At 57.7% G+C, this 19,030-nt stretch carries 16 protein-coding genes, 1 tRNA gene and 1 pseudogene; 9 read left to right on the forward strand and 9 right to left on the reverse strand.

Translation table 11 applies throughout. The features are described from left to right. Positions 1–86: 86 nt before the first annotated feature. The 3 genes and pseudogenes from C7G42_RS14820 to C7G42_RS36335 all read right to left on the reverse strand — a co-directional run. On the reverse strand, positions 87–1,358 hold the full coding sequence (locus tag C7G42_RS14820; RefSeq protein WP_168213385.1) for a site-specific DNA-methyltransferase: 1,272 nt from the start codon (positions 1,356–1,358) through the stop codon (positions 87–89). A gap of 408 nt (positions 1,359–1,766) precedes the next feature. After that, positions 1,767–2,054, reverse strand: coding sequence for a hypothetical protein (locus C7G42_RS35800; protein WP_244623778.1), 288 nt, complete (start codon positions 2,052–2,054; stop codon positions 1,767–1,769). Between the two features lie 300 nt (positions 2,055–2,354). Continuing rightward, a pseudogene (locus tag C7G42_RS36335) lies at positions 2,355–2,558 on the reverse strand (helix-turn-helix domain-containing protein); the annotation flags it as partial. Positions 2,559–2,962: 404 nt separating this feature from the next. Here C7G42_RS36335 and C7G42_RS14830 point away from each other — a divergent pair. The 6 genes from C7G42_RS14830 (at position 2,963) to C7G42_RS14860 (ending at position 8,098) form a co-directional block, all read left to right on the forward strand. Continuing rightward, entirely contained in the window at positions 2,963–3,340 is a 378-nt protein-coding gene (locus C7G42_RS14830; RefSeq protein ID WP_106949650.1) for a hypothetical protein, read from the forward strand. Between the two features lie 52 nt (positions 3,341–3,392). Continuing rightward, a complete protein-coding gene (locus C7G42_RS36340; RefSeq protein WP_106949651.1) occupies positions 3,393–3,605 on the forward strand; it encodes a helix-turn-helix transcriptional regulator in 213 nt (70 codons plus the stop codon). 202 nt (positions 3,606–3,807) lie between these two features. After that, a complete protein-coding gene (locus tag C7G42_RS14840; RefSeq protein ID WP_106949652.1) occupies positions 3,808–4,251 on the forward strand; it encodes a DUF2924 domain-containing protein in 444 nt (147 codons plus the stop codon). After that, positions 4,248–5,627, forward strand: a complete 1,380-nt coding sequence (locus C7G42_RS14845; protein ID WP_106949653.1) for a recombinase family protein — start codon at positions 4,248–4,250, stop codon at positions 5,625–5,627. Before C7G42_RS14840 ends, C7G42_RS14845 begins: the two co-directional genes overlap by 4 nt. Before the next feature lie 65 nt (positions 5,628–5,692). Beyond that, positions 5,693–6,085, forward strand: a complete 393-nt coding sequence (locus C7G42_RS14850) for a hypothetical protein (protein ID WP_244623780.1) — start codon at positions 5,693–5,695, stop codon at positions 6,083–6,085. Between the two features lie 1,827 nt (positions 6,086–7,912). Next, positions 7,913–8,098: a hypothetical protein gene (locus C7G42_RS14860; RefSeq protein ID WP_106949656.1), complete on the forward strand. Its 186-nt coding sequence runs from the start codon at positions 7,913–7,915 to the stop codon at positions 8,096–8,098. Positions 8,099–8,205: 107 nt separating this feature from the next. Here the strand turns inward: C7G42_RS14860 and C7G42_RS14865 are convergent, their stop codons facing one another. Further along, on the reverse strand, positions 8,206–9,900 hold the full coding sequence (locus C7G42_RS14865) for an alpha/beta fold hydrolase (protein ID WP_106949657.1): 1,695 nt from the start codon (positions 9,898–9,900) through the stop codon (positions 8,206–8,208). A gap of 173 nt (positions 9,901–10,073) precedes the next feature. On the opposite strand from C7G42_RS14865, the gene C7G42_RS14870 reads away from it, so the two are divergent. Continuing rightward, on the forward strand, positions 10,074–10,757 hold the full coding sequence (locus C7G42_RS14870) for an HNH endonuclease (RefSeq protein WP_199580903.1): 684 nt from the start codon (positions 10,074–10,076) through the stop codon (positions 10,755–10,757). Positions 10,758–10,929: 172 nt separating this feature from the next. After that, a complete protein-coding gene (locus tag C7G42_RS14875) occupies positions 10,930–12,627 on the forward strand; it encodes an ATP-dependent nuclease (RefSeq protein WP_106949658.1) in 1,698 nt (565 codons plus the stop codon). A gap of 46 nt (positions 12,628–12,673) precedes the next feature. On the opposite strand, the gene C7G42_RS14880 is transcribed toward C7G42_RS14875, so the two are convergent. Both C7G42_RS14880 and C7G42_RS14885 read right to left on the reverse strand, forming a co-directional pair. Beyond that, positions 12,674–13,159 (reverse strand): hypothetical protein, encoded by a 486-nt coding sequence (locus C7G42_RS14880; protein ID WP_106949659.1) that lies wholly within the window; start codon positions 13,157–13,159, stop codon positions 12,674–12,676. Positions 13,160–13,942: 783 nt separating this feature from the next. Further along, positions 13,943–14,032: transfer RNA gene (locus tag C7G42_RS14885), tRNA-Ser, on the reverse strand. 193 nt (positions 14,033–14,225) lie between these two features. Here C7G42_RS14885 and C7G42_RS14890 point away from each other — a divergent pair. Beyond that, a complete protein-coding gene (locus tag C7G42_RS14890) occupies positions 14,226–14,567 on the forward strand; it encodes a hypothetical protein (protein WP_106949660.1) in 342 nt (113 codons plus the stop codon). 56 nt (positions 14,568–14,623) lie between these two features. Here the strand turns inward: C7G42_RS14890 and C7G42_RS14895 are convergent, their stop codons facing one another. The 3 genes from C7G42_RS14895 to C7G42_RS14905 form a co-directional block, all read right to left on the reverse strand. Further along, the gene (locus tag C7G42_RS14895; protein ID WP_106949661.1) at positions 14,624–16,087 is read right to left on the reverse strand and encodes a trehalose-6-phosphate synthase; all 1,464 of its coding nucleotides are present in this window, start codon (positions 16,085–16,087) and stop codon (positions 14,624–14,626) included. A 240-nt stretch (positions 16,088–16,327) separates the two neighbouring features. Further along, positions 16,328–17,146 (reverse strand): trehalose-phosphatase, encoded by an 819-nt coding sequence (gene otsB / locus C7G42_RS14900; RefSeq protein WP_106949662.1) that lies wholly within the window; start codon positions 17,144–17,146, stop codon positions 16,328–16,330. 4 nt (positions 17,147–17,150) lie between these two features. Further along, positions 17,151–18,635, reverse strand: coding sequence for an MFS transporter (locus tag C7G42_RS14905; protein WP_199580904.1), 1,485 nt, complete (start codon positions 18,633–18,635; stop codon positions 17,151–17,153). Positions 18,636–19,030 lie beyond the last annotated feature (395 nt).

Below are 19,030 nucleotides of genomic sequence, written 5' to 3' on the forward strand. Positions count from 1 at the left end.
CCGCGGCTCATGGGAATTGAGAGGCCGTTTGCCGGGATTACCAGTCAGTGCCTTCAGTCGCGTAGGCTTTGGGGGACGGCCTCGCGTCATTGCGCTTCCTCAACAGCCGGAATTTCCTTCACTAGAGTATCGAAATTCAAGCCATCGCTGTCGCGCCTAGCTTTCTCCCCGGTGAAGGACTGCCACCGGCGGATCGCAAGGTCCACAAAGAGCGGGTCTAGCTCAATAGCCAGACAGACTCGCCCACACGATTGCGCCGCGATCAGCGTCGTTCCGCTGCCGAGGAAGGGCTCATAGACTGCCTGGCCGGGGCCGGAGTTGTTGAGCATAGGCCTGCGCATGCATTCGACCGGCTTTTGGGTGGCGTGCCTGGTTTCGGCGTCCTGGCCGCCGCTAGCGATCGTCCACAGCGTGGTTTGCTTGCGGTCGCCGGTCCAGTTACCCTTCCTTCGGACCGCATACCAACAGGGCTCATGCTGCCAGTGATAGTCTCCCTGGCTCATGACCAAGCGCTCCTTGGCCCAGATGATCTGCGCGCGAATCGAAAAGCCGCTCTTGAGAAGGCTTTCGGCAACGATGGTCGACCGTAAAGCACCATGCCAAACATAAGCGATTTCGCCTGGATATAAGCCCCAGGTAGGCGCCCAGTCGGCGATCTCGTCGTTGCGGATTTTGCCTGTACGCTTCGAATTGTTGACGCCGCGGCGATGACGCCATTCCGGGTCGTACTCGACGCCATAGGGCGGATCGGTGACCATCAATTGAGGCAAAGCACCAGCCAGCAGCGAGTGGACGAGAACTGCATCTCGACTATCGCCGCACGCAACGCGATGAGGGCCGAGTTGCCAGATGTCACCGGATCGGGAGACCGCGGCCTCGACGATAGAGGGGGTATCGTTCTCGTCCGTTAAGCCGCTCTCGACCCTTGATAGCGCGGCCGCCAACTCTTTTTTGCTGAAGCCAATAGATGCGAGATCGGCACCCAGCGCAGACAGGTCAGCCAGTTCGAGGTTGAGCATCTTGCTGTCCCAACCTGAATTTAGCGCAATCCTATTGTCGGCAAGCACCAACTGGCGGCGTTGCACCTCCGTCAATCCTCGGAGGACCACGACCGGCGCCTCCGTCAGACCAAGCTTGCGAGCAGCGGCCAGCCGGCCATGTCCCGCGATGATATCTGCGTCTTCGCTGACGAGGATTGGATTCGAAAAGCCAAAGGCGCGAATGCTGCCGGCGATCTCGGCGACCTGGGCCGGACTATGGGTGCGCGCATTGCGCGCGTAGGGGATCAGCCGATCAAGCGGCCAGTATTCGACTTGAAGGCGTGCGTTCGCTTCTTCTGGGCACGTCGCGTGTGTCATGTCTCGGCCTTTTGCACATCGCCCGTCATCGGGCACCCCTCCCCCCCTAGGGAATTTCGCGACATTCTTTGCAAGCCACGGCCGTTGCTTTGATTCGTCTTTTTTGCGCTGGCCCGCTGGTGATCATCCTCGCCGCGAAGGAAATTAAATGGTGGATTTTGCCGGGTGCTTAAGTCGTTGGAGCGGTCAGCCGCGGAGGCAGACTGATGTGCGCAGAAAATATGACGCGACCTCAAGGGCTTATGGGCCGTGACGGCCCACCCTGATGCCTCATCTCGCGAAAGACTCGAAATGCATCCCTCTACAGGCCCGAAAATTCGCCTGCACTGAAAAAAAATCCCTGAATGAGAGTGGCGCCGGTCCGTGCTTGCACACGCGCCTGACTTTTTACCCGCCCCCCCGGTCTGTCTATTCACCACGATCACCCATCTTCGCGGCACTATCGCGGTAGCGCTGCAGGACAAGTCTCAGCCCAGCACCGCGACAGTTGAGTTCAGCTTCCGTGGCAGCAATACGCAGTGGCTCGTCAATGAAATCGACGATTGCTCCGTACACCGCAACCTTCGTCGACAGCTCACATCGGAGATTATCGCTCCATCGCCGTTCGGCAGCGATACGCGCCACGTTTGCGGAAGACGTCGTCGGCACTCGCGGATTGGATGCTTCGAACTCCTTCCTCGGCAACTTCGTCGCCAAGCCTCTACTCCAGGACATAACTGGCGCTGCTCGCGCAGCAGAACCCTCATGGCGTTTGGCTGCTAAGGTTCTATATAGTGGATTGCTAGAATAGGTTTGGTGGCCATGCCCGTCACCCTCAGGGTGTCGCGTTGGTCCCGCCGAAGGTGACACATTGAGCGACCCAAACTTCTGTTGCCGAAACTTGCGTCGAGAATTCCATCGATCTTCGGCCTCCCTAAACGAGGACCAGATCGGCTCGTAACTGTTGCGGTGGAACTTCCCACCGTGCCGCACCTTCCGAAAAAAGCTCAACCGTTCCAGACGAGCGACCGCACGCATAACCGTGCGACGGCTCATGCCAATAAGATCAGCGAGCGTATTGAGACTCGGGTCGCACTGTCCTGTGCGGCGGTTGAAATGATCAATTAGCGCCCCGGCCACTCGCTTTTCTGCTCCCGAAAGCTCGGCAGCCAGATTTATGACCTTATGAGCGAGGAGCGTCTCTAGTGGAGTGACTGACATGCGAATCCCGTCTGCGATACGGACGCAATCAGAGGCCCCTTTGTACCGAATGGAAATTGTGAAGATCGACTACTACTATGTAAAAGGATTATTCTTGCTCGCAGGCGCTCGAATATTATCGTGATGACGAATCATTACGAGGGTTTCGAGCCATGGAAATGCATCGAACGCACTCAGCAACTGACGACCCTAGACAGCGTCAGCTCCATCGATTGCAGATGGCGACCGATGCTGGCATCGAACTCGCACCAGCCGCCGCGCTTTTCTTTTGCGATCGTCACAAGGTACCCGTTCCCGACTGGCTAGTGAGTCGTGCTGCTCGGGGATACTGCCAACAATTGGGTCCCAGTCGACCCAGGAACCGAGGCCGCTCGTCTGGCATCCTGGACCGTTGCCGGCAGGATATGATCGATCTGATGCGTTGGGATTCAGTCCGAGAAGCGCGCTTTCAGCAAAAGACCTTTAGCGAAACGCTCAAAACGGATGCAGACGCACCTCCCAGCGTGCTCGAGCATCCAAGGAAGATGTCAATCTGGTACGGACACGACTGGCTAAGGGCCTACGAATGCGCATCGATGATCCTCAAAGACACGCCTGCGTTCGGCGGACCAGATGCGATGAAGGCAAGCTACTGCCGCGTCGAGCGCAATATGGCGCACCCGAAAGAGTCTTGGAGATACTTCCTGTTCGAGCCCGAATTTCTTGAGACCATTGGACTTGAGCATCCCAGCCGCTGGGGTCAGTCTAGCAAATGGACGCCGTTGTATCACCTGACGCTATAAGCACCTTCTGACAGTTTCCTTGGCACAAGGCGAATCGTAGTGACCAAGGAGCATGAAGGTGCATCAAGAACAAAGCGAACGGCTGCGGGCCATTGAAGCAGCCAAGTACCTTCGCGTAAGCCGATCCACGCTCGCCAAGTGGCGCATGGCCAAGATCGGACCGCCCCACCATCGCTGTGGGTCTCGCCTAGTTTACTATTTCATTCATGAAATCGATGCCTGGTTGGCCGCGTGCGACGCCGCAGCAAATGGTAATTCGCGATGATCCAGCGGGTTCATTCAGCTTCGGGGGTCAACCTCGCAGGTGATAACTCCTTGCCCGAAATTGCTGAGATTTTGGCATGCGGTCTTGAACGCTTGCTGAATCGAAAGTCCAGTCAAGTTTCGGAAGTGAGCGAGGAGATCTCGCTTTACTTTTCGGCTTTCCAGAGCGGTGGTCGACCCGTTCCGCTAAACGGAGAACGGCCATGAAATCGTCTATGCTGGCCCAATTGGCCGCCCTTAAAGGCGCTGCTGCCCCCGTACTGAAGGCCCGCTGGCGCGAACTATTTGATACCGAGCCGCCGGCCTATAACCGCCGCTTCCTTGAGAGCCGATTGGCCTACCGTATCCAAGAATTGGCCCATGGCGGCCTTTCCCGCGAAACCACCGAACGCCTCAAAGCCATGGCTAAGCAATATGCCGACCAGAAGCCGGCGGACCGCAAGGCTCGACCGCTTTTGCGGCCCGTCGCGGGGACGAAGCTGATCCGCGAATGGGAGGGCGTGGAGCACTGCGTCACGGTTCGCCACGACGATTTCGAATATCTAGGCCGCCCCTACAAATCCCTGTCCTCGGTCGCCCGCCAGATCACGGGCACCAAATGGAATGGCTGGGTCTTCTTCGGCTTGAAGAACTCGGTGGGAAAATGACTTCCCGCAAACCGGCAAAGGGACGAGCCAGCCCATTCGCGAATGCCTTCGAGCGATCAGGCTCTAGCCTCGCCTCCGTCCGAAAGGTCCGCTGTGCGGTATATACCCGCAAGTCGAGCGAGGAAGGGCTCGACATGGACTTCAATTCGCTCGACGCCCAGAGAGAGTCTTGTGAAGCTTATATCGTGAGCCAACGAGCAGAGGGGTGGACCGCAGTTTCAGATCACTATGATGATGGTGGCTTCTCGGGAGGCACGCTGGAAAGACCGGCGTTGAAGCGGCTTTTGACAGACGTCAAAACAGGCAAGATCGACGTCATCGTGGTCTATAAGATTGACCGGCTCTCCCGGTCGATGCTCGACTTTCTCAATTTGGTCGAGCTGTTCGAAAGCCACGGGGTGACGTTCGTTTCCGTCACCCAATCGTTTAACACCAAGGATGCCATGGGGCGCATGGCGCTGAACATCCTGGTGACATTCGCCCAGTTCGAGCGCGAGCTGATTGGCGAGCGGATTCGCGACAAGGTCGCAGCCTCTCGCAAGCGCGGTAAGTGGATGGGCGGATGGACGCCGCTTGGCTATGAAGTCCGTGACCGCAAACTGCTGGTTCACGAAGTGGATGCCGAACGGGTCAGAGCTATTTTTCGGCGGTTCGTGCAACTCAAATCTGCCACTCGGCTCGCCCGCGAGCTGGTCGCAGCCAACGAGCGCAACCGATACGGTCATCTTCTAGACAAGGGGGTGCTGTACAAGATCCTCCACAACCGGGTCTATCTTGGCGAGGCGGTCCATAAAGGCACCTCATACCCCGGCGAGCACGAGGCGATCATCGATCGCAAGCTCTGGGATCAGGTCCATACTATTTTGAAGGTGAGCCCCCGCAAACGCGCCGGCAATGCTCGCGCGCAGACCCCTGCAATTCTGAAAGGTCTGCTCTTCGGCCCCGACGGCGCCGCGATGTCACCAACCCACACCCGAAAGTCTGGTCGCCTCTATCGCTACTACATCAGCCAAACCGCCATGAAGCAGGCAAGGTCGGACTGCCCCGTCAAGTCGGTGCCCGCCGCCGAGTTAGAGCGGATCGTCGTCGATCAGGTTCGGCAGCTCCTGCAAACCCCAGAAGTCATCGTTCACACCTGGCGCGCTCTGCGAAAGCAATCCTCCGAGATCAGCGAGGCCGAAGTACGGGGCGCGCTCCTCGGCTTTGACGAGCTCTGGGACGAGCTGTTTCCGGCAGAACAGGCGCGCATTGTCGAACTGCTTGTCGAGCGCATCGACATGCAAGCAGAGAGGATGGATATCACCTTGAACGTCCAGGGACTGACCTCGCTCTCCTCGGAATTGCAGCCCCACCCCTTCCAGCAGGCTACTGAATGAACAGGCCGACCACCCTCACCCTCGGGCCCATCGGACGACCGAGACTCAGCCGTGACGGGCGAACAATGATCGTGAGCATCCCGATTGCGTTGCGACGATCGGGTGGGCGCAAGCGCGTGGTTACTCCGGCAAATGCGGAAGTCTGGTCGCCCCCGAAGCCTCAGGTCGACAACACATTAGTCAAGGCAATGGTGCGGGCGCATCGCTGGCGCAACATGCTCGAATCCAACCTGTTTAGCTCAGTGCGAGACCTCGCTAGGGCCGAGAAGATCAACGAGTCCTATCTCTGCCGGGTACTTCGGCTGACCCTGCTCTCGCCGGCCATCACCGAAGCCATCCTGAATGGGCTGCAGTCGGAGGGGCTGGAGCTAGCACAGTTGTTGAAATCCATCCCTGCCGAGTGGGACGAGCAGCAGGCGGTGTTCAGCTCGTCTGCCAAGAAAGCTGAAGCGCGTTAAAACCCCTTACAAGATGGAAGTGGTTTCAGCCGGCACGGATTCGCCCATCGAATGTTATGGAACCTCGACCGCTCGCTTGACGGCATTCCGTCACTTCCGTGCAGGACTTATGCCCAAACTAAATAGTTGATTTCGCTCCAATCCCGTGCGCGGGAAAAATTCTAACTTTAGTTCAAGCGGAGCGCACGACGCGACGCAGAGCCAACGTGCAAGCCTAGCGACAATGACCAGCCGCGCGCTGCGATGTGGGATCGCTCACCCGGGCTTAGGACACCGCCCCGGGGTAGGCTCAAAAGTCGGGCGCTCGGCCCATGCATAGGCCCTTCTGGCACGACGCAGGCAATTCCGAAATTCGGCAATTTCCCAGCATCGCTTGCTTGGATCCCTACTCTGCGCAAATGCGGGGTTACGGGCAGGCCGCCAAATCTCTCGCAAAATAGTAGTGTGGGCTTGCCGAGCGGAGTTGCTGGTTGACGAGACCAACGGCTATTCGGTCAAGCGTCTGATTCATAGCAGGGTGGGCCAATGCGAGCGTTGGTTCAATCGGTATGAACGGGTACGCGGGCCGATCCGGCACAACGAATTCGCCGCCTGAAGCGCGCACAACACCCCAACTCGCTGACGGGTTTATCTCACGAAGAAGCCGCCCCACTCTTATCCGTAACCCGATGCCGTTCGCCTGCCGGGCTGGGATCGTTATACCTCTTTGGAAGCCAAGCCCCGCCTTCTCCAGGCGCTCCTCCTGGTCCCTAGACCATGCACGACCAGGCAGGACCCCTTGTAGAACGGCGTCCTCTACCGGTTGTTCGCGCATCTCCGTCCTCACCACCCAAAGAGCGAAGAAGGAGCTAATGACGTGCGTTAGCTCTCGATCAAACGTCGAAACGTGACCGTCGACTATCGATTGGGCTAGAGGCTGGAAACGGTCTTCAATTTCTTTCATGAAGCCGACTTCAGTACCATGATCCCACGCTCGCCGTGCGCAAAAGACCCTGTCCGTCGGCTTCGCGCGTCGAACCACGGCGCCCTGCATGTGGAACATCTCGACTCTTCGATCGGACCCGCAGAATCTTGCAATACTCTTCGACGGAAACGTGTGCTGGGCGACCGCCAGCCGGTGGGGGTTTCCTTTTTGAGGCTTCTCGAATCTGGACATTGCAAGTCCTAAGAAAGGATCACTTCTAGGTGGACCCCGAGCAAAGCGCCCACTCGCCCACGTGGCTATCTTTCGGCCCGGCCCACCCAGAAGACTATTGGGCCTAGCAATAGACCAAATACGGCAACGGCAATGCCGGTCCAGAATGACGCGGGCGCCTCGACGGGCCAGCGCTCGATGTCGGTCCCGTAAGTTGTTTCTTCAAGCACGCGCTTAATTGGCGCAATCTCCAAACACTTTGTCCTAATCGTGGTAGCCAAGTCACTTGGGAAAGCTGTCAAACCTAGCAAATAGTTTGCGGCCGCAGCGACTTTATCGTCCACTCGAAATGATCGTCAGAATAAAGCAGCCCCCGCGATGAAGTCGTTTTGCTCCAGTGAAAGAGCGACGCCCCGAGAATCGCTAGTCCCAATAGAGCAACTACGATACCTATACGAGCAATGCGGGTCGTTACCACAAGCGCTATCCCGAGTGTCCCTTTGCGACAACATTAGGTAGAGTTTGTAGTTTCTATCAGTGTATTGCCCTTTCGTCAGCCCTTGCGAAAAGGATATATCGAGCGTGCGTCGCGCCTGGCTTTCCTTAAGGCGGACGCCGGGCGCTCGAACACATCGGAGGTGCGACTATGCCAAAGGAGACACCCTCGCCAGAAGCCGAAGTCATCGCCGCCCATGGCCGCCATGGTTGCGGCATTCCAAGTGCTGATAAACTGCTTAGAGGAAAGCGATGCGCTCTTGCCGGGGCAATTCCCCGATGCGCTTGGCGTTTACATGGAAATGGTGAAGAGCCGAACGGGTGGCGTGAACGATATGACGCTTGCGGTGCTCCATGACATTCGAGCGGCTACGCTGGATTAGGGCTCCAGGAGGGGGGCCGAATTCGCAGCGGTTCTGACACGGGCCTTTTGCTAAGCGATTACGCCCGTTAGTAGTCGGATTGCACGTGTATGCTTTGCCCAGTCTTCCTACGGCAAGGAATACTCGGTGCGCGAGGGTGACGCGCAATACGTGTCTTTCACCTTTAATTCCGGCGGAACAGGCACGCCTGATTCTCGAATGGAAACCGACTTGAGGTTCGGCAACCCAAGTAAGACTTCTGCATTTTTAAGCAGGGGCAATCTTAGGAGTTGAACACATTCCAGTTTGGACAGTCCCTTGAGCGGCTTTAAGTCAGTTACCCGAGGCAGATCAGACAAAAATAATTGTCTTAGTTCGCTGAGTGCAGCTATCGGTTCTAGATCGGGTATGTCTGCATCAGTGATGTAAAGGAATTTTAGATTTGGCATTCTCGTCAAGAAATGGAGACTAGAGGCGAACTTTGGTTTTCCGATAATAAATGCCTCCAAATGTGGCATGGTCCCAAGTGGATCGAGATCGTTCAAACCGTCGGCATTCGTAATTTCGATTCCGACGATATTTGATGGCGCACCAAGACCAGGAATTAGCTGATACGCGGGCTCCTCCTTTTGCAGGAGGAAGGGGCTGGAACGTGCCTTCTTTATGCTGATAGCGATCGGTCCCATATCTTTGAAGGCATTCGGTAACGACTCTAGCATCGAGCCAGTGCTGCTATACTCGATAACCTTTTCTGCGCTTGAAAAACTGAATATGCTGCTGGCTGCGCCCCTTATGGAAGGAGAACTGAATCTGCTGCTAAGAATTTCGGCTTCGGCGGCACGCTCTCGCGCCAGTTTTAGGTAGGACGACGCTCCCGCTAAGAGCAGTGGAAGCAAGCAAAGTGCCGCCGCACTCAACCGGTATTCGTAGACCGTCTCCCGCGAAAATAGCTTCCTTGAAACGTTCGACGGCTTTTGGGCTGAAAACGATGACCAATCTACAAGAACCGGATTATCACCCTCGATTAACGTTGAATTTTCCGTATCCGATGGGCCAATACGATATTTTTTAGCTATCGTGGTCGCGAACTCAACCAAGAGTCGATGCTGGATTGCCTGCAAGGAAGCTGGCTTCGCGATCGTGAAATGATCAGTCCGCTCAATCTTTACAGGCTCTCCAAAATATCGCGCTCCACTGAATCGTTGGACAATCTGCTTTCGTCTAAAAAAACGATCACTCCCTATGAAATTATCCTCAATCAGCTCCTTTCCGAAAATGGGTAGCCTGTCGCCCTCCTTGATATTGATGAAGTCTTTGTCCAGTGCAGATAGCCATTGGTTCTCCTCGCTGAAACGCAGAATATCAATCTGGGCATTATAGAATGGCGCGATTGCACTAACAAAATTTGCGTACTCGGATCCGAGAGAAGGCGAGGCGATGAGAAACAGACCGATCGGAAGCTTTCGATCAACAAGCGTCAGTTGTTGCGCCACGACAAATCGTCGGGCAAGTATACCGCCCATGCTATGACACACGAAGATCAAACCGGCGCCGACGCTGCCGTTATCGAACAAGCCGTCCAGCCGAAACCTTTCGCGCATCGCATCAACTGCGTTTTCCAGCGAGAAGGTGCCAGCGTGAATGTCTGCCCGGTACGAAAACAGATACACCCCGAAGTCACCAAGCTGCGGTTCGTCGCAGACCAGCTTTGGCCAGAACGAGCCGTCGGGATGGAGCCAAGCGGTCTCGTTGCTTGAAAATAATCCGTGCACAAATACGATGGTCGCGGCGTTTCGCGGTTTGCGCAGCCACATTGGCTCCATGGTTATCTAAGTCTCCTCTGTGCAACCGGAAATCAATCATAGGAGCATCTACGTGGCGTGACTAGACCCACTACACGCTACGGTTTATAGCGCGCACATGACGTTGGCGGGGGCTTATGGTGACTGAGGAATCAATTGGTCGGAATCCGAATTAAACACGGGACGAGCTTATTTTGGCATTAGAACTTTATCGGCGCCATCAGGGTAACCCGCCCGGCAAAGGTAGCATGGAGATAGTGGAGCTTTCGAAGCTCTTGAACAAAATGGGCGCCCAGCTCTCAACCGGGAGAGAAGACTTCCGCAATCCCAACGGCGTCTATATGAAGGCCATGAATTTCCGGCGCTTCGATCTTGCTTACAAAGCTGAGGGCAAGAAGGGACTGGAGCGAGACGGGAGGCTGGAGGGGGATATCTGGACCGCCTTCGCAGGCAACGAAGTCTTGCTGTCATTGACCGCTAGCTCCATTCGCGCAAACGTTGATGCGGGGTTGCCCATCGGGCCGGCACCTGAGGCAGAAGAAACGTTTGAGGCGGAGGAAGGGCGGGTACTGACGCGTGTGCATCTATCACGTGAGCGTAACCGTAAGCTCGTTGAGCAAAAGAAGCTCGCTGCGATCAAGGGGGCCGGCAAGCTAGCCTGCGAAGTATGCTCCTTCGATTTTGAGGCCGCTTACGGCGAGCATGGGGCAGGGTTTATCGAAGCTCATCATCTTAAGCCCGTCCACACGCTTCTGCCCGGGCACAAAACGAAGCTAGACGACCTGGCATTGCTCTGCTCGAATTGTCATCGGATGGTGCACGCTCGCAGACCCTGGCTCACCGTGCAGCAACTCAAGGAGCGGCTAGTAAAGCTCTGAGTCCCTATGAGGCGGGGAGCATTTTTCCGCGCCGCAGCGCAACAGTTGCGAACTCTAGCCTCAGCAACACATCCTCTGTGGGAGGCGCAAGTTGACGGCTTCGGCCTTGAACATATTGATCTCTTTCTACGATTGTCGCTAGTGTGTCCTCGATTCTACGACCGAGGATTGCATGAAGCTAACTCATTTTGGGATTGAAGATTATCGTAGCATGTCGCGAGCAGCATTTGATGACTTAGCGAATGTTACTACGTTGATAGGCCCTAATAACGAGGGCAAGTCGAATGTGCTCTATGCTCTAAAGATGTGCCTGGAGCTGCTGCGCAGCGGTCGTATCGCAAGCGGCCGCGAGACAATTCGTATTCGGCTCGATACTTATGCATACGATTGGGAGGCGGATTTCCCGGTCAAGAAGCAAAAGACGAATCCGGAGGGTTGGACAACATTTGAGCTGCACTTCCTGCTTACTGATCAAGAGATGTTGCGGTTTTCGGCGTCTGTAAAAAGCAAGCTCAACGGAATTTTGCCGATCCAGTTGCGACTTAGTTCTGGTCCTTATGCGGAGTTCCGCGTAGCGAAGCCAGGCAAAGGTGGAAAGGCGCTCTCTAATAAGGCCGAGCGGATCTGTCGGTTCATTGCCGACAATCTGGACTTTGCATACGTGCCCGCAATTCGAACGGCGGAGACATCGCACGAACTTGTTAATGAGCTGGTCGCGCGCGAGCTGCGGCTGCTAGAAAAAGACAATCAATACTCCAGGCTTCAGCAGGAACTTACGAAGCTGCAACAGCCAGTCTTGGATTCAATCGCTACGAAGATTCGAGCGAACCTTAAAGGTGTTCTTGGCAATTCGCTACGGGAGGTGAAAATCAATCTGCCGACTAGAAATCGGCTACGCGCTGTGGCTCGCGCCGCTCAAATCACAATCGACGACGGGGCCGCAACCTCGCTAGAACGGAAGGGCGATGGGGTAAAGAGCCTTGTGGCAATTGGCCTGCTAACCAATGCTCTGCAGCAGTCTGAATCAACTAAGGATATTATTCTGCTCATCGAAGAGCCGGAATCTCACCTACATCCCAAAGCGATACATCAGCTGAAGGACGTACTTGATAGCCTGAAAGAAGATCGTCAGATCATTCTCACTACACATTGCCCGGCGCTAGTGAATAGATCGAATGTACCTTCGAACAGAATAATATCGCGAAACAAAGCGGCGCCAGCAAAGAACTTGGAACAGCTGCGTGAGATTCTGGGCGTGAGGGCATCCGACAATCTCCGACATGCGGCACTAATCGTGGTGGTGGAAGGAACGGAGGACGAAATCGCTTTGCGTGCGTTGCTGCCCCACTATTCAACGATTTTGAAGGCCGCCCTGGAAAGCGGAAGTTTAACATTCGAGCCAATCGGAGGCGCCTCGAAGCTTTCATATTCCCTGAACCTTCTTCAGACCTTGCTCTGCAATTATTACGTGATGCTCGATGACGATAAAGAGGGTCGAAAGGCATTCGAAGAAGCGAAAGCGGATTCGCTGATCAATCAAGCGCAAGTCACCATGACACTTTGCCAAGGGATGACTGAAGCAGAGTTTGAGGACTTACTGGACGAGAGCGTTTATCGCGACTATTTCCAAAAAACTTACAACGTGGATGTGACTTGGAAGATATTTGGCGGGAAAGCCAAATGGAGTGACCGGATCAAAGCTGGGCTTACCAAGGCAGGCAAGCCATGGACGGACGGCGACAAACAAAAAGATAAAGCAGAAATTGCCAAGCTAGTAACTGAGGCGCCTGGTGCCGCAGTTCATCCGGAGCGGGTTCAGGTCCTAAAGACTTTTGTTGCGTCGCTGGAGAAGGCTTTGCATACGCCCTGACAGGACGCGGCGCATCCGGCACGACGTAGAAAATTCCGGGATTCGGCTATTGGAGTTCTTCGCGCGCATACTTTCCGAGCGCTGAAAGCAAGTTCTCGCGCTTCTCCATATATGGCCGGTACGCCTCCGCTTGGCCGTCGTTCAAACCAGCGATGTCTTTGTTGAGACGTTTGTGCGCGCCTTTGGCAATCCAAACCTCCAACCCACTTGCAGCAACATCCAACTCAGTGAGCAAATTTGAGAAGCGCGGAAAATAGATCGATGAAATGGATTGCACCTTGGCAAACGGCGTCATTGTCGCCGGGATGTCTTCGCCATACACCTTGCGATTTCGCTCGCATTCCAGCCAATGGTCGAACTCGTAAATGGCCGCAACCAGTTCTTCGAGCTTGTCCGCGCGTCGTTTCTTCGCATCCCGCCGGTGTTGCGCAATTTCGCGGATGATCGTCACCACCGAGCCCGCAGCGGTGCCCGCCAATGTCAGAAGCCCACCGACGACTACGGGCCACAGCGATGCATCTGATCCGGCCATAACTATCTGTCGATCATTCAGCGGGCAGCGCCCGGCTCACTTTCTTCCGGGTAAATCGTGGGGAACTATCCCTTGATCCCTTGAATCCGGGACCCTTCTCCCTGAGAGTCCCTAGGCGAGTCGGCAACCCCGATTTGCAATCGTAGCGGCAGAGCCGGTCAACTGCCAAGTCCGATCCGGCTCCGCTCGCTCGTGGCGATCCGCGTCAGTAACCTGACGGGACCAGCAAACGGCTCGTTGGAGAAATCCGGCGGGCCGTTTGTTTATGCATTAGGACGCTTCGTCCAAATATCACGCGTACACTAGGCGTACAGATTATTCTGTAAAGCACTCGTTGTTACCAACGTGGCAACATCCACTGCGCTATCACCATCAAACGCAGAATCATCATCAAAACTATCATCGCAAGAAATACGCGTAGCCAACAAAATACGCCACAGCGTACCTATGCCGGCGCCGCAGAGATGCAAATGGGAGGTAAGTGCTTGAAAAGGCTGGTGCCGCAAGAGGAATTCGAACCCCGACCCCGTCATTACGAATGAAGGGCTTTTTGGGTGAGCGAGAGAGATACAAACCGCGGCGCATCGAAGCCGTCGATTTTCCGAGAAATGCCGTACTGGACCAATTTTACGGGTTCTAAGATTCGGAGAAAATTCGGTTCTCCGGCTTCATTCTGGCCCTTGTTGGGTGAGGGACGGGAGATCTCCGCCCGCAGAAAAGCAGGAAAACGGCCGAGTTTCCTGCCTAATCTCCAGCTCCAAGTACGAGACGACTTTGGTGGGGTGGCGGAGAGAGTGGGATTCGAACCCACGGTACGGTTTCCCGCACACACGCTTTCCAAGCGTGCGCCTTAAGCCACTCGGCCATCTCTCCGGAGCGCCCTCTCTTGAAGGGGCGCCGATGATTTTGCAAGGGATCGCAGGGAAATCGGGCGAATTTTCCGTAAGATATTGTATTTAAGGGATAATATCTGGTGCTGCCGATGTCCCGACCCGCCGTCGGCTGAACCCTGGACGGGTTTGGCGCGACGATTCACGTGAGAACAGCAAACCCGACTGGGGACGCCATGACCATCCGCAGCACCATCGCCGCCCTCGGCTTGATTTCGGCCCTTGGCCCCGCCTTCGCCGTGCCCGCCGCCGCGCAGGTCTGCACCCGGCAAGGCGTCGACGTGAACTGCGACGACGGGCGGCGCGGGGTGCTGTCCGGCGATGCCATCCTCTGGCCGGACGGCACGCGCTCCAGCTCGACGCCGCATCAGAGCGTGATCATCGGCAACAAGAGCTCGGTGCATATCGGGACCGGCGTGTTCGTGGGCCAGGGCAAGGGCGTGGTGCCGATGGACGATCCCAATGCGCCGAACAAGCGGCAATGCGCGATTTTGGAGGGGGTGTCGTATTGCTATTGACGTCATTCCTTTCGCCCCTTGCGAGAGAAAGGAAGAACGTCGAGCGGATCTCGGCGCTAAATCAACCGTACCCCTGAGATCGCGGACTTGAGCCAGCGCAACGCCTGCGGCGGCTGCGTGGCGAGCGGGGCGACCGCGGCCTTCTCGGTCCGGCACTTCTCCAGCTCCGCGACGAAATCGGTCGACCATTGCTGGATGGTGTGGCCGCGCAGCTTCTTCATCATCGCGTCCCAGCGCATCTTGCGCTCGGTGAGCGGCATCGCCGCGGCAATCGCAATCGCGCGCGCCATGCCGTCGATGTCGTGCGGATTGACGAGCAGCGCGGCATCGAGCTCGTTGGCCGCGCCGGCGAATTTCGACAAAACCAGCACGCCGGGGTCGGCCGGATTTTGGGCTGCGACATATTCCTTGGCGACGAGATTCATGCCGTCATGCAGCGGCGTCACCACGCCGATCTGCGCGGTCCGGTACAGGCCCGCCAGCACGGCCTGGCTGAAGCCCTTGTTCAAATAGCGGATCGGCGTCCAGTCGACTTCGCCGTGGCGGCCGTTGACGTCGCTGACGAGGCGCGCGACGTCGTTCTGCAGATTGCCATAGGCTTCGATGGCGCCGCGCGAGGGGTTGGCGATCTGGAGCAGCGAGATGCTGCGCAAAAGCTGCGGCTGTTCGGTCCAGAGCCGGTCGAACGCGCTGATGCGGTTGACGAGGCCCTTGGAATAGTCGAGCCGGTCGACACCGATCGCCAGGCGCTCGCCATTGAGGCTGCGGCGCAGCCGCGACACGTCGGGATGCGAGACCGATTTCGCCGCGTATTGCGCGAACTTCTCCGCATCGATCCCGATCGGGAAGACCTCGCAGCGGGTGCGGCCGGTCTGTGAGATCGCAACGCCATCCTCGACGGCGAGGCCGAGCTCGCTTGCGACATAGCCGAGAAAATTCTGGCAATCCTCCGCGGTCTGGAAGCCGAGCAGATCGTAGGCGAGCATTGCCGTGACCAACTCGCGATGATTGGGCACGCCCTGCATTACTGCGGCGACCGGCCACGGCGTATGTAGGAAGAAGCCGATGGGATCGTCGACGCCGAGATCGCGCAGTTCGGCGCCGAGCGCGAGGAAATGATAATCCTGCACCCAGAACGCGGTTTTGTCCTTCCGGAAGCGCATCAAGGCGCGCGCCATGAAGGCGTTGACCTCGCGATAGCTCACGTAATCGTCGCGCGAGACACGGATCAGATCGCTGCGCGAATGCAGCGCGGGCCAGAGCGCCGAATTGGCAAAGCCTTCGTAATAGCCGCCATAGTGCGCCGCCGGCAGATCCAACGTCGCAATCGCACCCGATCCGAGCGCTTCGACCTCAGCGAACGGTTCCTTCTGATGGCCGTCACGCACGCGGCCCGAAGAACCCACCCAGATCGCGCCCGAATGTTCCACCACCGGCAACAAGGCCGCCGCAAGGCCGCCCGTCATGGGCTCGTTAGGCTTGCCGCGCGCGACGCGATTTGAAACGACGACTAAGTTCACAGGTCGTCCCCTCCTGTTTCATTCCAACCCGTTTAACTGCCGTTCATCAATATGGTTCCTGTCATCGTTTCAACCAATTGAAACCAAAATCGGGCACGCGCGTTGGAACTGGTTTTCCTGTTGGAACCCGGGATTTCACTGCAAATTCTGCTTATGCAGCCGTGTTGCGCAGCGCCCATCGCGGCGCGCGACGGCGCCGTTCCCCAAGCATCATGTCTGCGGCGTGGCGTTGCCTTTATTTCACCTTGGGTCGAGCAAGCGGGCAAGAAACGCACGAACGTCGTTCGGTGCATCGAAATGGCCATTCACGCCCATGGCACGGCGGCCGACCGAGAAGGCAAGCCCGTTCATGTCGGGCATGATCGCGAACACGGTCTCGTCGGTGACGTCGTCGCCGATGAAGATCGGACGCCGTCCCTTGAACGGCTCGCGCGTCATCAGCTCACGCACGCCGGTCGCCTTGGTGAAGCCGGAATGCTTGATCTCGCAGACGAACTTGCCAGGCAGCACTTCGATCGGCGCGTTGGGCAGATCCGCACGGATCACCGAGACGGCTTCGTAGATCGCCTTCTCCGCATGAGGAGCGAGGCGGTAATGCAGAGCGAGCGAATAGCCCTTGTCCTCCAGCAGAATGCCGGGGCTGAGCTTTGCGATCGCAGCCAGCCGCCGCTTCAGTTCCTTGTCCAGCGGCGGCGCGGGCACGTCTTCGGCATCATCCCCCACGGACAACCGCAACTCGGCGCCGTGGCCGCCGACGGCGCTGAATACGTCGGGAGCGAAGATCAGATCGATATCGTTGAGCGAGCGGCCGCTGACCAGCGCCAGCGCGCCGGAGGTGCGCTCGGTCAACCGATTCAGTGTGTCCGACAGGCCCGGCGGCACCCACACCTCACGGGGCGTCGGCATCAGGTCGAGCAGCGTTCCATCGATATCGAGCAGAATCGCGGTCTCGTCGAGATGCGGCACCAGCGCGTGCGGCACCGGCACCGAGTCCGGCGCTTCGTCATCCAGCACGGTGCGGTTCTGGTCCAACGCCATTTTTGCAAGTTCCGATTTCATCAGTCTACTCCATAAAGGCGAGCGGCCGGGCGATTTGTTCGAGCGATTTACGCTCGGCGGAGACGGCGTAGCGCCACGCCACGATCGCGGCCGTGATCATCAGGGCCGACCCCAGCAGATAGCCGGCGAACACGCTGGTGCGAGAGCCGGTATCGATCAGCACGCCGAACAACGCGGGGCCGGCCACGCCGCCAATGCCGGTGCCGACCGCGTAGAACACCGCGATCGCCAGCGCGCGAACTTCGAGCGGAAAGGTCTCGCTGACGGTGAGATAGGCCGCGCTGGCGGCTGGCGAGGCAAAGAAGAAGATCACCATCCAGGCGATGGTCTGCCCCTGCGCCGTGAGCACGCCGATCGAGAACAGATAGCCCGAGAGGGCCAGCAACAGGCCCGACATGCCATAGGTGAACATGATCATGACGCGGCGTCCGAGCGTATCGAAGAGACGGCCGAGCAGCAGGGGCCCAAGGAAATTTCCGGCGGCGAAGGGGAGCAGATACCAGCCGACGTGATCGGCCTTGATGCCGTAGAAATCGGTCAGCACCAGCGCGAAGGTGAAGAAGATCGCGTTGTAGAAGAATGCCTGCGCGCTCATCAGCACGAGACCGACGAGCGCGCGCTGGCGGTAGGCCGAGAACAGCGTGTGAACGACCTCGCGGATCGGCGTATGATCGCGCATCTTCAGCCGCATCTTGGCAAAGCGTCCGTCGCCCGTATCCTGGTCGTGTCCGATCACGGAGCGTTCGATCTCGTCGACGATCGCGTGGGCCTCCTCGGGGCGGCCATGAATCATCAGCCAGCGCGGACTTTCCGGAATCCACATTCGCATCAGGAGCACGAAGAGACCGATGACTGCACCGATCAGATAGGCGAGACGCCAGCCGTAATCGGGCGCGATCACGGCGGGATCAAGCAGCACGATGGACGCGACCGCGCCCATCGCGGCGCCGATCCAGAAACTGCCGTTGATGACGAGATCGGTCCAGCCGCGATAGCGCGCCGGCACCAGCTCCTGGATGGTCGAGTTGATCGCGGTGTATTCGCCGCCGATGCCGGCGCCGGTGAGAAAGCGAAACAGCGCGTAGCTCGCGACATCCCAAGACAGCGCGGTCGCAGCCGTCGCCGAGAGATAGAGCGCCAGCGTGATGAAGAACAGCTTCTTGCGACCGATGCGGTCGGTGAGCCAGCCGAAGCCGAGCGCGCCGAGCACGGCGCCGGCGAGATAAGCGGAATTGGCGATGCCGAGATCGAAATTCGAGAAGTGCAGCGACGGACTTTGCTTCAGCGCGCCGGAAAGCGCGCCGGCCAGCGTCACCTCGAGCCCGTCGAGGATCCAGGTGATGCCGAGTGCCAGCACCACCCGGGTGTGGAAGCCGCTCCAAGGCAATGCGTCGAGCCGCGCGGGAATATCGGTCTCAACGATGCGACCGCCCGCGGCTGTCGCAACCACAGGAACATCATTCGGCGCTGGGATTCGCTGCAATTCCATCGGGCCATTGCGTTCGATCAATGGAAGCGACCCCGGTTCACATGGTGCGAAACGGGGACGATCCGATCATTGGGGGTGCGGCATTCCGCCTGCCACCTGCGACAACGTCTGCGGCAAGGCCGGGTTCCCCGTGCAAGGGCGCTTGTGGTTGCCCGTTTCGGCTGACGCCGCAGGGAGTTGACGCATGACCGGTGTCGGAAAGACGACACAATCGTGCTGGTCAACGCACGAAGGCGCAAGCGCCCTGCTAAGGCGCGCTTGCTCGAAGACGATACCGAATTGACGGCGCGGCGAGCCTTACGCCGCCCGGATATTCCCCATGAACCGATCGAGTTCGGCGCGCAGGCGGGTGCTTTCGGACGACAGCGTCTTGGCCGAGTGCAGCACTTCCTCCG

It is taken from the genome of Bradyrhizobium sp. MOS003 (assembly GCF_003020125.1).
Lineage (GTDB): Bacteria > Pseudomonadota > Alphaproteobacteria > Rhizobiales > Xanthobacteraceae > Bradyrhizobium.